The following is a 12,961-nucleotide window of genomic DNA, read 5'->3' on the forward strand; positions in this document are numbered from 1 at the left end:
GCATGCGGATGGACGGACACTCTCGGGCGGCATCGGACGCGGCGGCCGGGCGCACGCCGCTCCTTCTGCACGCGTGCTGCGGACCGTGCTCGCTCGAGCCCGTCAAATACCTGCGACAGGAGGGCTTCGAGCCCACCATCTGCTGGTCTAACCCCAACATCCAGCCCATCCGCGAGCACGACCGGCGCCTCGCGGTGCTCGTGGCATGGGCGCGCGACGTCGCGCACGTGGACGTGATCGTCGCGGCGGACGACCGCGACGCATGGGAGAAGGGCGTCGCCCCCAAGGGCCTTGACCGCGAACGCAGGTGCAGGGCGTGCTATGCCGTGAGGCTGGCGGAAAGCTGCCGCGTCGCGCGCGAGCGGGGCTTCCGCTTTGTGTCTACGACGCTTGCCGTGTCGCCGTACCAGCTGTTCGACGCCTGTCACGACGAGCTCGTCTCGCTCGCGGCCGCGTACGGCATCACGCCGGTGTGGCGCGACTTCCGCCCGCATTACCCGGAGTCCGTGGACGACTCCCGGGCGCTTGGCATGTACCGGCAGAACTACTGCGGCTGCCGCTTCTCCGCTGCGGAGGCGGCCCTTGAGCGCCACGAGGCGCGCGACTGGCGCAAGGCCGCGAAGGCGGCCCGGCGAGAGGGCCGCGAGCTGCCTCCCAGGCCGGAGTACCTGCCCGGCTAGGGCGTGCTGCTGCCACGAGCGCCCGTCCTTCTCCGCTTTTGTGCTGAACGTTCGCCCGCGTCATGCGCGCCTGCGACATGGCGCGCTATCATGGGCGGCTGTTGGAACACGCGATGCGCGCGAGCTCGGAAAGGCCGCGCGCGAGGGATGCGGGGATACGCATGCGCACAGACGACTTTGACTACGACCTTCCCGAGGAGCTCATCGCACAGGAGCCGGCAGAGCCGCGCGACTCGTGCAGGCTGCTCGTTCTGCACCGCGACGACGGGTCCGTCGAGCACCGGCACTTCTACGACATCGTTGACTGCCTGGAGCCGGGCGACCTCATCGTCGCGAACAAGACGCGCGTCATGCCGGCGCGCCTGATGGGGCACAAGCGCGGCACGGGCGGCGTGAGCGAGACGCTGCTGCTGAAGCGCCGCGAGGACCTGGACGTGATGGGCCACGTGTGGGAGTGCCTGGTGAAGCCCGGCAAGCGCCTGAAGCAGGGCGCCGTCATCGAGTACCGCGAGGGCGGCATCCACGCGCCCATGAGCTGGCCCGTCGTCCTCACGGGCGAGGTCGTGGACTACGTGGACGAAAGCCGCGGCGGCCGCCTGGTGCGCTTCGAGCCGGCGGAGGGCCTCACGCTGGACGAGGCCATCCACAAGGCGGGACACGTGCCTCTGCCTCCCTACATCACGCAGTACGACGGCGACCCGGAGAAGTACCAGACGGTCTACGCCATGCACGAGGAGCACTCCGCGGCGGCGCCCACGGCGGGCCTGCACTTCACGCCGGAGCTCATCCGCAGGATCGAGGACATGGGCGTGCAGTGGAAGACCGTGGAGCTCGAGGTCGGTATCGACACGTTCCGCCTGGTGGAGGAGGACGACCCCACGAAGCACGTCATGCACACGGAGCGCTATCACGTGAGCCAGGACGTCGTGGACGCCGTGCACGCCACGAAGGCCGCGGGGCACCGCGTCATCGCCATCGGTACCACGTCCGTCCGCTCGCTCGAGAGCGCGTTCGACGCAAATGTGCCCGCGTGGGAGCCCGCGTGCGTAGCGCGTCGCTTCGAGGATGCGCCTGACTCCGCGAGGAAGCTTGGCAGGGGAGACATCGTCGAGCGCCGCGACGCCACCACGAACCTCTACCTCATGCCTGGCTCCACCTACCACGTGGTCGACGCCATGGTCACGAACTTCCACGTACCGCGCTCGACCCTCATGATGCTCGTCTCCGCGTTCGCCACGCGCGAGCAGATCATGGCCGCCTACCAGGCGGCAATCGCCGAGAAGTACCGCTTCTTCAGCTTTGGCGACGCCATGCTCATGGTGTAGCCGTCGTCGCGACCCCGGGACCTTCCGTCCCGCCTTCCCATGCCTAAGGATGCGGGCCCCCATCACCTGCGATGGGGGCCCGCTTTTTCGTATCCAATGCTTTCGGAGTCGCGTTGTGCCACGTCGCGCGCATCCGCCTAGAGCGTCCTCATCACGAACGTCGCCACAAGTGCCACGAGGACCAACGCCAGCACGATCGCGCCTATGAACAGGAAGCGCTGCTTCCTCGTTGCCTCGCGCAGGTGCTTCTCCTCGTGGGCGAGCTTCTGGGCAGACTTCATACGCTCCTCGAGCTCCTGGCGACCCTGGGCGATCGTGTGCGCAAGCTCCGCGCTCACCTCGGGCGTCGCGTGTATCTCCGTCGCCTCGTCCAGCAGCTTCTGCGCCTCGGCCTGGCGTGCGTCCGCATCCTGCTTTTCCTTGCCGGCGGATGCGATGGCGCGGTCGCGCTTCGCGATTTCGTCGGACAGCTCCTTCTCGCTCGCGAGAGCGGCGTTGTACAGGCGCTCGTACTCCTCGCGGTGCTCGTCCGCCTCGCGCTTTGCCACGTCGGCCGCCGTCTCGGCGCTCTCGAGCGCACGTCTCTGCGCGGCGAGGTTCGCCTGCGCGCCGTCGACCAACTGCTTGCACTCGCTCGTGACGCGCTCCAGGTCCGCGCGCGCCGCGTCCAGGTGCGCGCGCTCGGCCACGATGTCGCTCTGCTTCTTCTGCACCACGGCGGGGGAGGCGTTCGAGTCCGCCTTCAGCGCGTCGAGCTCGCCCTCGGCCTTGCGCAGGCGCTCCTGCGAGTTGTCGACGGAGCGGTTAGCGGAGGCCATGCTCTGCTCGCGCCGCTTCGTTGCCTCTCCCAGCTGCTGGTCGGCCGCCTTCGCCTGGCGCTTCGCGTCTGCGAGCGTCTTCGCGGCGTCGTCCGCGCGTCCCTTCGTGGACTCCATCAGCTCGCGGTATGGTCTCAGCTGCTCCTCGTGCTCGGCCTTCATCTGGGCGAGCCGTCCCTCGAGGTCGGCCTTCTCGGCGGACTGCTGGTCGATCACGGCCTGGGCGCGTGCGGACGTCTGCCCCTGCACCAAAAGCGCCTCGTTCTGGGCGGCCACGATCTTCTCGTAGTCCGCCTCTATCTTGGTGCGGTGGTCCAGGACCTTCTGGCTCTCATCAAGCTCCGCCTTGAGCGATCTCACCTTGTCATGGGCCTCCGCGCGGCGCTTCGCCGCGGCACGCACCTGCCTGATGGCGCCAAAACCGCCCTTGAGGGGGTTCTCGGAGTCCGCGCCCGCCGCGTCGGAGCCCCCTTCCCTGCGAGACTTCGCACGCTGTCTGTCTAGGTCCTTGCCGCTTATCACGTCCAGCTCGTCTGCCGCCACGGGCACCGCGCCGGGATACTCGAGCCCCTCGTCCTTCGGGGCCCTGCCCTCGGCGGACTTCGTGTCGGTGTGGTCGTGCGGCTTTGCCATGGGGTCTCTCCTTGCGTGAGCCGGCGTGCTCCTATGCCTCGCGCCGGTCTGTGGGTCTGTGGTGGCGATTCAGAATATTCTAGGGCTAAATTCTAGGTCTAACCAGCGCAACGGGGTGCTTGCATGCGCGTACCGACACATTTTGGCATCCAATGACCATTCCAAATGTATTCTTTGTTACTATAATCTTCAGGCAAGGCATCAATTGGACAGGGCTTCCAGCCCTTCCCCCGTCAGACCTAAAGGAGTGCGTTATGGTTTCCAAGCAAGTTTCTATCGTCAGCCCCACCGGTCTCCACGCTCGTCCCGCTTCTCAGTTCGTGCAGGTTGCGAAGCAGTACCAGTGCGCCGTCACCATCAAGGATCTTGACAAGGGCTCCGCTCCCGTCAACGCCAAGTCCATCATGATGATTCTCGCCGCTGGCCTCGGCACCGGCACCAAGGTCGAGATCACCTGCGACGGTGCGGATGAGAACGAGGCGCTGGGCGCCCTCCTCGGCATCAAGGACGGCGACGCCAACCTCTTCGAGTAGCGCCTGCGCTGCCCAAGGTCACACAACCTTCCGCATGATCGCGGGGCCTGGTCCGGATTCCTCCGACCGGGCCCCGTTCCCTGTGCCGGATTTGGCCAAGGGCGGCAAGGCTGTCCAAAGGCGAGAAGGGCGGCTCCCAACCCCGTCGCCTTGCGGCTTAACGCATGGGCCTTACGCCACGAAGTCCTCCGGGCGCACACCCATCTTGCGCTGCAGCTCCAGGATCGTCTCGCAGAAGCGGTAGCCGTGCGGCGCGGACGTCCTCACCAGGCGGCCGTCGCGAAGCGCGATCAGGCGGTTCGCGGGCACGGGCTTCCATTCCTCCTCCTCGGCGTGGCCGCCAAGGCACGTCGTGCTCACGACGATGGCCCTTCCGCCCCTCTCGTCCGTAAACGAGTGATAGAACAGCGTGCACTTTGACGTGTTCGTGTGCACGTAGGTGTACTCGCCGTCGTCTAGGATGATGTTCACGCGGTTGCGGTTGGCCAGTTGCGTCACGGCGCCGGTCAGTGCCTCGAAGCGCGTGTCGAACGTGGGCTCGGCTCCGCGCAGCAATGCCTCGTCCAGCACGTCCGTCAGAAATGCCGCCATGCGCTCGCTGTCGGTCTCGCCCTCGGTGCGGCCCTCGTAGGGAAAGGTCAGGCCCTCGTTGAACAGGATGCCGTTGTGGATGAGCGTCCATTGGCGGCCGGACATGTCGACCGTCCTGAACGGATGGCAGTTGCGCTCGGCCATGTCAGTGCCCGTGGCATAGCGTATGTGGGCGAGGACGTGGCTCTTCTCGATGGGGGAGCCCAGGATCTTCCAGTTGAGGTCAGAGTCTATGGCGCGCCTGCCCTCGCGCACGAGGGTGACGGACGCGTCGTCAAACGGGTCGCCGTCGCGCCAGGATATGCCCCAGCCATGGGGGTGGTTCACGCTGTGCGAGAAGAACTCGCGCAGGTAGGCGTTGGTATTGACGGGGCCCTCCGCGTTGAGGGCAAACAGCTCGCACATGCTTGTGCTCCTTACGTTGGAAGTCGCGCGCCTAGGTGTTGTGTGCCATGACGTTGTTTACACCGACGATGCGTGACATCGGCGGGAGGCCGCCGCAGGCGCCGTGGGGCCTGGCCCAATTGTAGCGGTCGATGAAGGGTGAGAGGGCTGCCGCCCTCTCACCCTCGCTCGCGTAGGCGCGCGCGTACTGCCACTCCTGCGCGAGCGTCCTGTTCATTCGCTCCACTTTCCCGTTCTGCCAGGGGCTGTAGGGCCTGGTGTACCTGTGCTCGATGCCGGACGCCGCGAGCCACTCGTTGAACAGCCGAGAGCGGTACCCCGGCCCGTTGTCGGTCATCACGCGCTCGACCTCGACGCCGAGGCCGCGGTAGAAGTCCCGGGCGCGACCCATGAACGCGACGCAGGTCTCCTTGCGCTCGTCGCCGAGCAGCTCGGCGTAGGCCACCCTGCTCCTGTCGTCGACCGCCACGTGCAGGCAGGCGGTGCCCGCCCCAGAGTCGGCGTGGCGCAGGGCGTCGGCGCCGCGCGCCCTCCAGCCGCCGCCGTCGGGGACCCTCGCGACCTTCTTTACGTCCACGTGCACGAGCTCGCCGGGCCTCTCCCTCTCGTAGCGGCGCGGGGTCACGGGGCCGCGCCTCCTGGGCTCGCCGGTCACGCGGTCGACGTCGGCCAGGCGCGGCAGGCCGTTGCGCGCGACGATCCTGGCGCAGGTGCGTGCGGGCACCCCGGTCTCGGCGGCGAGGGCGAGCGGGGCGAGCAGGCGGGCGCGGCGGGCCCCCACGACCCTCGCCTCGACGTCGGGGGGCGTGAGCCTCGCGAGGCGCGAGGGGCGGCTGCGGCGGTCCGACAGCGGCTCGCCCGCCTCGGCCCTCGCGATCCACTTGTGGGCCGTCTGCCTGCTCACGCCCGCCTCCCGGGCGACGGCGGACACGCTCTCGCCGGCGCGGACGCGCTCGACGAGCCTCTGCCGCCCGCGGGGCGTGAGCCGTGAGTTAGAATGCTGGAACAAGGGGGGGCTCCTCTCGCTGCAACCTTCGACAAGTCACAGCTTGGGGGAGTCCTCCCCTTTTGTCACGTCATGTGTCAACAACCTGTTGGCACACAACACCTAGGCGCGCCGGGCGAGAAGGGCGGCGCGGCGACATGCGGCGTCGCTGCCGCTCGTGGTGCCATGGCACGTACACGTCATGTCCCTCTCCTTCCAACGAAATGTGGCGGGCCTACCCGCCGTTGCCTGCCGGCTATGTTACCCAATGCGGTTCCTTCGCGCGCAATGGTTTACAAAGTCCTCAAGTTGGCAAGCGTGGCGGCGTGAGAGAAAAAGGGCCCCTTGCGCACGCCTGGCATGGCAATGCGCAAGGGGCCCTATGGGTTGCGTGTCCGGCGCGCGGTGCGCGCAGGGTCCTTTGCTACTCGTCTCCGAAGCTGATGCCGAGCATGCGGGCCTCGCGCACAAGGTCGCTCTTGGGGTCGACGTACTTCAGCTTGCCCGCGATGTCCTCAAGCGGCACGCGGCACATCTTGCCGCCAACCTTGGCGATCATGTAGCCAAACTTCCCCTCCAGGAAGCCGCGCGCCGCCTCGACGCCGCACTGCGTCGCAAAGATGCGGTCCTGGGCGTCCGGCTGGCCTCCGCGCTGGGTGTGCCCGGGAACGGCCACGCGCACCTCCTTGCCGGTGCGGCCCGCGACCTCCTCCGCGATGTCGTACGCGACGGAAGGCTTCACGCGCTGCGCGATCTTCGCCTTGTAGTCCTTCTTGCGCATGGCGGCCTCCTCCTGCGAGATGGCCCCCTCCGCGCACACGATGATCGAGAACCTGCCGCCGTTCTTCTCGCGCCGTTCGATCGCCTTGACCACGTTGTCCATCTTGTAGGGAATCTCGGGGATGAGGATGACGTCCGCACCGCCCGCGACGCCGGCGTACAGGGGAATCCAGCCCACCTTGTGGCCCATGATCTCGATCACGAACACGCGTCCGTGCGAGCTTGCCGTCGTGTGGATGTCGTCGATGCAGCGCGTCGCCACATCGATGGCGCTCGTGAAGCCAAACGTGATGTCCGTGCCAAACGTGTCGTTATCGATCGTCTTTGGCAGGCAGATGACGTTCAGCCCTTCCTCGCGCAGACGGTTCGCCGTCTTCGTGGAGCCGTTGCCGCCCAGCACGAACAGGCAGTCCAGCTTGAGAGCCTTGTAGTTCTTCCTCATCGCGGGGACCTTTTCGACCCCGTCCGCCTCCGGCGTGTCGATGCGCTTGAACGGCGTGCGGCTCGTGCCCAGGATGGTGCCGCCCATCGTGAGGATGCCGCTGAAGTCGCCCCAGTCCATCTTGCGGTAGCGACCGTAGATGAGCCCCTGGTAGCCGTCCTTGAAGCCGTAGACCTCCACGTCCTCCTTCGTGTTGTTGTACACGGTCTTCACAATGGCGCGCATGGTCGCGTTCAGCGCCTGGCAGTCGCCGCCGCTCGTGAGCAGTCCGATCCTCAGCATGGATTTCCCCCTTAGCCTGGTTGGGATGCGGCCCAAGTTGGGACGCGCTCCCAACTACCATTTGTCGGCGGTGCCGCGCAAAGGGTGCCCACAGCCCCAGCCACCCTAGATTTTGGCACGTCGCGGCCGCGTCGCGCGCCAGATTGCGCACTCGTTCACAAATGGTAGCCTTGCAGGTGTCTTTGCGCCGCATTACGGGTAGGCTTCACTTTGACAGTTGTCTGCGGGGTGCTTGGGCGAGAAGCGCCGCCCCCGCGCTCGCCCTGCATTCGGAGGTGCACCATGACATCGGACACAAGACTCGAGCGCGCCCGCGCCGCGGGCACACGCGCTCTCCAGAGTCTGGACGAGGCGGCGGACCAGCTTGACAGCGCGCGCAACTGGGGCCTGCTCGACATCCTGGGCGGCGGCATCCTCACGAGCCTCGTGAAGCGCTCGCGCCTGGACGGTGCCTCAAAGGCGGTGGAGCGCGCGCAGCGCGACCTCGAGGCGTTTGCCCGCGAGCTGCGTGACTGCTCGGGCGTCACGGGGGTGGACCTCAGGCGAAGCGACATGCTCGAACTGTTCGACATCGTGTTCGACAACTCCATAACGGACCTCTTCGTACAGTCCCGCATCGAGGACGCCCGCGCGGACGTGAGGCGTGCCCGGGCGCGGGTCCAGGCCGTGCTCGCCGAGCTCGGCTCGGCCGGGAGGGCGTAGCGTGGCGGCCCGTGGCCGGCGCCGGCGTGGCAGGTTCGCGGCAGCCCTCGTGGTCGCCGCGTTTGCGCCTGTGTTCCAGGGGCTCGTCTACCTGCTCATATCGCGTCTGCACCTCGACGAGAACCTCTCGCTCGAGGTCGCGTCCGCCCTGTACATGGCCGTGGCCGTCTGCCTTCTGGGTGGCCGGCGCATGCTCGTCCCGTCGCGCGCGTCCTTCCAAAACGTCTGGCGGCTCGCGTGGCCCATCCTCGCCATAAGCCTTGCCCTCACCTGCACTCAGGTGGTGGGCTATGCGTCGGACACCGCGCGCTTCTCGCCCCATTGGGCGCAAAACGTGGCGTACTACGTGGTGTTCTGCCTGTGCATAGGCATCTACGAGGAGTGCTACGTGCGCGGCGTGCTGCTTGGCGGCCTGCTGTCGCGCTTCGGACGCAGCCGCGGCGCCCTGTGGGCGTGCATAGCCGTCTCGTCCGTCTACTTCGGGGCGCTCCACATCGACTGGGCGGGGCTTAACTACGCAAGCCCGCTCGAGCTTGCCCAGGCCGCGCTCAAGGTGGCGCAGACCGGCATCTACGGTGCCGTGCTCTCCGCCGCGGTCGTGGAGGACGACAACCTCACGGGCGCCATCCTGTTCCACGCGCTCGACGACTTTTCGATCATGGTCATCCCGTATGCGCTCTTCGGTGAGGGTCTCAGTACCAACTACGTGTCGTCCGGCCGCGAGGAGGCCATGAGCTCCATCGTGTTGTATGCGGTCCTCTGCGTGCTGTACCTGCCGTCCCTGTGGCAGGCCGTCCGTCGCACCAGGGCGCTTTCGCAGCCGCATCATGGCGGTTTCGTGATGAGCGACGCGGGCGGAAAGTGCGAGGGCGCGTGCGCGCGGCCGTGGGCAGACGAGCCTTTGCCGCCGCCCGCGGCAATGTCGCACGTACCTGCGCATATGAAGAAAACCGCAGCTCAGGAACATGATGTGGAGCCTGGTGGCGAAAGGGGGCGCTGAGCTGCCTGCGCCCCTTGCGCCGCGCGCGACGCGCGCAAGAAAGATGCAAGACATGCGCGTGACGTGCCCACACCGCATTTTTAGGTCAGTGGCAGCTACATTTCATTACGTTCTGCTAACATGCAGCTTGCAATCTGGTTTCGCCCGTTGGAGCGAGTGCTCGTAGCGCTGCCGCGTGGCGTCGTGAAAGGCTACTGACAGCATGAGTCGTGTAAGTCGCAAGGAAGACGCGTTCTTCCTCATGTTCCAGGAGTTCAGCAAGATGACCTCCGAGGCCTCTGAGCTCTTCCTGGAGATCGTCGAGAACTACGATAAGCTCTCGTACCGCATTCCGGAGATTAAGGAGTTCGAGACCAGGGGAGACGAGATGGTCAGCAAGATCATCACCACCCTGAACTCCTCGTTCATCACGCCGTTCGACCGCGAGGACATCAGCGCGCTCGCGCTCAAGATGGACGACATCGTCGACGGGCTCGAGAACGTCTCTGCCCGCTTCAAGCTCTACGACATCGACGAGATGCGTCCCGAGGCCATCGAGATGGCGAAGCTCATCCTCGAGGCGACCCTCGACCTCGACCACGCGTTCGCGAAGTTCCCGGACTTCAAGAAGGACGAGTCCCTCCTGAAGGAGACGAAGGCCGCAAACGACGCCGAGGAGAGGGGAGACGTCGTTTACCGCGACGGTCTTGCGGCCATCTTCCGCTCCGACCTCCACACCGTGGACATTCTCAAGTGGAAGAGCCTGCTGGACAAGATGGAGAACACGCTGGACGCCTGCAAGAACGTGGCCAACGAGATTCAGAATGTCATTGTGAAAAATGGTTAGCGCCCTTCTCGTCTGCGTGCTCGGGGCCGCCTTGGTCTTCGAGTTCATCAACGGCTTCCACGACACCGCGAACGCCATCGCGACGACGGTGTACACCAAGGCGCTTCCCCTGCGCGTCGCCATCCTCATGTCCGCCACCATGAACTTCGTCGGCGCGTTCATGAGCGAGAAGGTCGCCATGACCATCGCGGCGGGCATCGTGGACATCAAGCTCGAGCTCTACGTGATTCTCGCGGCGCTTCTGGGCGCCATTCTGTGGGACCTCTTCACGTGGTGGCGCTCCATCCCAAGCTCGTCCTCGCACGCGCTCATCGGCAGCCTCATCGGCGCGACGATCGTGTTCACGCACTCCGTGCGCCACGTCAAGTGGGAGGGCGTGCTCGACAAGGTCGTCATCCCGCTGTTCACGTCCCCGCTCATCGGCATGGCCCTGGGCTACGTGATCATGAAGCTCATGTTCGAGCTGTTTGCCAACTGGCACCCCATGAAGGCCAACTGGCTGTTCCACAGGATGCAGATTCTCTCTGCCGCGTTCATGGCGTACAGCCACGGCAACAACGACGCACAGAAGACCATGGGCATCATCACCCTGGCGCTCGTGACGGCCGGGCTCGCGAACCCCGCGGCCGGCATCCCCGTGTGGGTCAAGATCATGTGCGCGTGCACCATGGCCCTCGGCACCTCCATCGGCGGCGGCCGCATCATGCGCACCGTGGGCGACGGCGTGACGAAGCTGAACCCCGTCATCGGCTTCGTGGCCGAGACGTCCTCCGCCATCGCGATCGAGACCATGACCGCGCTCGGCGCCCCCGTCTCCACGACGCAGGTCATCACCACGTCCATCATGGGCGCCGGCTCCGCCCGTCGTCGCAGCTCCGTGCGCTGGGGCGTCGCCCGCAAGATCATTGGCGCGTGGTTCGTGACGCTGCCCGCGACGATCCTGCTCGGCGGCTGCTGCGCGTTCGTGATCGGCCTCATCCTCGCCTAGCCAAAAGGACACGCGCCGGGCGAGAAGCGCTTGCGCCCCGCTTGCCGCACAATCAGAACCGAACGGTTTTCTCGCCCCGCGCGCCTGCCGCCCGCGGGGCGATTTGCGCATCCGGGCGTTGGTAACGGCATGGAAACCGGTTGCAGATACTATGTTCCTGTTGGCTTGGCATCGATGGCGCAGAGCGCCGCAAGGGGTTGTTCATGAGCACACAGGAAGACGTCCTCACGATGTCGCGCGATAGGATCGCGTCGACTCAGGTGGGGGGCATCCGGAAGACCGCGATCCACTGCTACGAGGACATTCCCTTTTTCCACAAGAGCTTTGACGAGGCGGGCTTTGACCCGTATGCCATCCGCGACCTGGACGACATAAGGCGCGCGCCGCTCGTGACGAAGCAGGATCTGCGCGACAACTACCCGTATGACATGGTCGGCGTGCCCAGGGGCGACGTGAAGGAGATCCACATGTCCTCCGGCACGACGGGCGTCGCCACCGTGGCGGCGTACACCGAGGCGGACCTCAGGGCCTGGGCGGACTGCTTTTCTCGCGCGTTTCGCTTTGCGGGGCTGGGATCGGACGACGTGTGCCAGATCTGCTATGGCTACGGCCTGTTCACGGGTGGCCTGGGCGCGCACTACGGATCGCTTCACTCCGGCGCGACCGTCATCCCCATAAGCGCCGGCAACACGGAGCGTCAGATTCGCGTGCTGCGCGAGATGGGCTCCACGGTGCTGGAGTGCACGCCCAGCTACGCCATGCACATCGCGGACACCGCGCTTGCCATGGGGATCGACCCCTCAAAGGAGTTCAGCCTGAAGGTGGGCATCCACGGCGCGGAGGCGTTCAGCGACAACTTCCGCCGCGAGCTTGAGCGCAAGCTGGACTACAAGGTGCTCGACATCTACGGCCTTACGGAGACCGGTGGCCCCGGCCTTGCCGTGGAGTGCCTTGAGCAGGACGGACTCCACATCGCTGAGGACCACTTCTTCTGCGAGGTCATCGACCCCGCGACCGGCGAGGTGCTGCCCGACGGCGAGTGGGGCGAGCTCGTGGTGACGACGCTCGACCGCGAGGCGAGCCCCGTCGTGCGCTACCGCACGCGCGACATCACGCGCATCCTGCCGGGCGCGTGCCCGTGCGGCTGCACGCACCGTCGCATCGACCGCCTGCAGGGCCGCACGGACGACATGCTCATCATTCGCGGCGTAAACGTGTTCCCCAGCCAGATAGAGAACGTGATGAAGACGTTCGAGCAGGTATCCTCGTGGTACCAGATCGAGCTTACCACGAAGAACTACCTGGACGTCGCGACCCTGAAGGTCGAGGCGAACCCGGACTTTGATATCGACTCGACCGGCGCCATCGAGGAGCTGCAGCGCCAGATCCAGGGCGCGCTCAAGACGGCGCTGTCCGTTGGCATCCGCGTGCGCCTTGTGGAGCCCATGTCGATATCGCGCTCCGAGGGCAAGGCAAAGCGCATCGTGGACCTGAGGGGGGAGAACCTGAAATGATCGACCAGCTCACCGTCTTCCTGGAGAACTCCGAGGGCAGGCTCGCGAAGCTCTGCCGCGACATAGCGGCCGCGGGCATCGACATGTTGGCCCTCACCATAGCCGACACGCCCGAGTACGGCGTCGTGCGCATCGTGTGCGACGACGCGCAGCGTGCCCGCGACTATCTGGACGAGAAGGGCTATCGCGCCATGGTCACGAAGGTGGCCGCCATCGAGGTGCCCAACAGGCCCGGCGGCCTGGCGGAGCTTTTGGGCGTGTTGGACGATCTGGACATCCCCGTGGAGTACGGCTACTGCTTCAGCACGTCCGGCGACCGCGCCGTGGACATCCTGAAGATTCGCGTGCCGGCGGAGGCGTCGAAGGCCGTTTTCAAGCTGGAGGAGGCCGGCTTCAGGGTGCTGACCCAAGCCGAGCTGTAGGGAAGCGGCGGTGCGCGCCGCATGCGGCTGAGGGC

At 66.2% G+C, this 12,961-nt stretch carries 13 protein-coding genes; 9 read left to right on the plus strand and 4 right to left on the minus strand.

From position 1 onward, the window contains the following. The first annotated feature begins 8 nt into the window (after positions 1–8). Both BLT96_RS02620 and queA read left to right on the plus strand, forming a co-directional pair. Positions 9–680: an epoxyqueuosine reductase QueH gene (locus BLT96_RS02620; RefSeq protein ID WP_090861511.1), complete on the plus strand. Its 672-nt coding sequence runs from the start codon at positions 9–11 to the stop codon at positions 678–680. Positions 681–841: 161 nt separating this feature from the next. Next, on the plus strand, positions 842–2,005 hold the full coding sequence (gene queA, locus BLT96_RS02625; protein WP_090861513.1) for a tRNA preQ1(34) S-adenosylmethionine ribosyltransferase-isomerase QueA: 1,164 nt from the start codon (positions 842–844) through the stop codon (positions 2,003–2,005). A 137-nt stretch (positions 2,006–2,142) separates the two neighbouring features. On the opposite strand, the gene BLT96_RS02630 is transcribed toward queA, so the two are convergent. Further along, positions 2,143–3,456 (minus strand): coiled-coil domain-containing protein, encoded by a 1,314-nt coding sequence (locus BLT96_RS02630; protein ID WP_090861515.1) that lies wholly within the window; start codon positions 3,454–3,456, stop codon positions 2,143–2,145. A 254-nt stretch (positions 3,457–3,710) separates the two neighbouring features. On the opposite strand from BLT96_RS02630, the gene BLT96_RS02635 reads away from it, so the two are divergent. Beyond that, a complete protein-coding gene (locus tag BLT96_RS02635) occupies positions 3,711–3,989 on the plus strand; it encodes an HPr family phosphocarrier protein (RefSeq protein ID WP_090844290.1) in 279 nt (92 codons plus the stop codon). 171 nt (positions 3,990–4,160) lie between these two features. On the opposite strand, the gene BLT96_RS02640 is transcribed toward BLT96_RS02635, so the two are convergent. The 3 genes from BLT96_RS02640 to BLT96_RS02650 form a co-directional block, all read right to left on the minus strand. Beyond that, positions 4,161–4,985, minus strand: coding sequence for a class II glutamine amidotransferase (locus BLT96_RS02640; protein WP_090861518.1), 825 nt, complete (start codon positions 4,983–4,985; stop codon positions 4,161–4,163). A 31-nt stretch (positions 4,986–5,016) separates the two neighbouring features. Then, a complete protein-coding gene (locus tag BLT96_RS02645; RefSeq protein WP_090861520.1) occupies positions 5,017–5,994 on the minus strand; it encodes an IS481 family transposase in 978 nt (325 codons plus the stop codon). Positions 5,995–6,394: 400 nt separating this feature from the next. Beyond that, positions 6,395–7,474, minus strand: coding sequence for a 6-phosphofructokinase (locus tag BLT96_RS02650; RefSeq protein ID WP_090844284.1), 1,080 nt, complete (start codon positions 7,472–7,474; stop codon positions 6,395–6,397). Positions 7,475–7,756: 282 nt separating this feature from the next. On the opposite strand from BLT96_RS02650, the gene BLT96_RS02655 reads away from it, so the two are divergent. From BLT96_RS02655 to BLT96_RS02680, 6 genes are all read left to right on the plus strand, one after another. Next, positions 7,757–8,176: a hypothetical protein gene (locus tag BLT96_RS02655; protein ID WP_090861522.1), complete on the plus strand. Its 420-nt coding sequence runs from the start codon at positions 7,757–7,759 to the stop codon at positions 8,174–8,176. Position 8,177: 1 nt separating this feature from the next. Then, complete coding sequence (locus BLT96_RS02660) at positions 8,178–9,176, plus strand: CPBP family intramembrane glutamic endopeptidase (RefSeq protein WP_090861524.1); 999 nt, start codon at positions 8,178–8,180, stop codon at positions 9,174–9,176. Positions 9,177–9,378: 202 nt separating this feature from the next. Next, positions 9,379–10,002, plus strand: a complete 624-nt coding sequence (locus BLT96_RS02665) for a DUF47 domain-containing protein (RefSeq protein ID WP_090861526.1) — start codon at positions 9,379–9,381, stop codon at positions 10,000–10,002. Beyond that, on the plus strand, positions 9,995–10,990 hold the full coding sequence (locus tag BLT96_RS02670) for an inorganic phosphate transporter (RefSeq protein WP_090861528.1): 996 nt from the start codon (positions 9,995–9,997) through the stop codon (positions 10,988–10,990). The genes BLT96_RS02665 and BLT96_RS02670 overlap by 8 nt, the downstream gene beginning before the upstream one ends. Positions 10,991–11,193: 203 nt before the next feature. Next, complete coding sequence (locus BLT96_RS02675; RefSeq protein ID WP_090861531.1) at positions 11,194–12,504, plus strand: phenylacetate--CoA ligase family protein; 1,311 nt, start codon at positions 11,194–11,196, stop codon at positions 12,502–12,504. Then, positions 12,501–12,926: an amino acid-binding protein gene (locus BLT96_RS02680; protein WP_090844266.1), complete on the plus strand. Its 426-nt coding sequence runs from the start codon at positions 12,501–12,503 to the stop codon at positions 12,924–12,926. Before BLT96_RS02675 ends, BLT96_RS02680 begins: the two co-directional genes overlap by 4 nt. Positions 12,927–12,961: the final 35 nt, after the last annotated feature.

It is taken from the genome of Parafannyhessea umbonata, assembly GCF_900105025.1.
GTDB lineage: Bacteria > Actinomycetota > Coriobacteriia > Coriobacteriales > Atopobiaceae > Parafannyhessea > Parafannyhessea umbonata.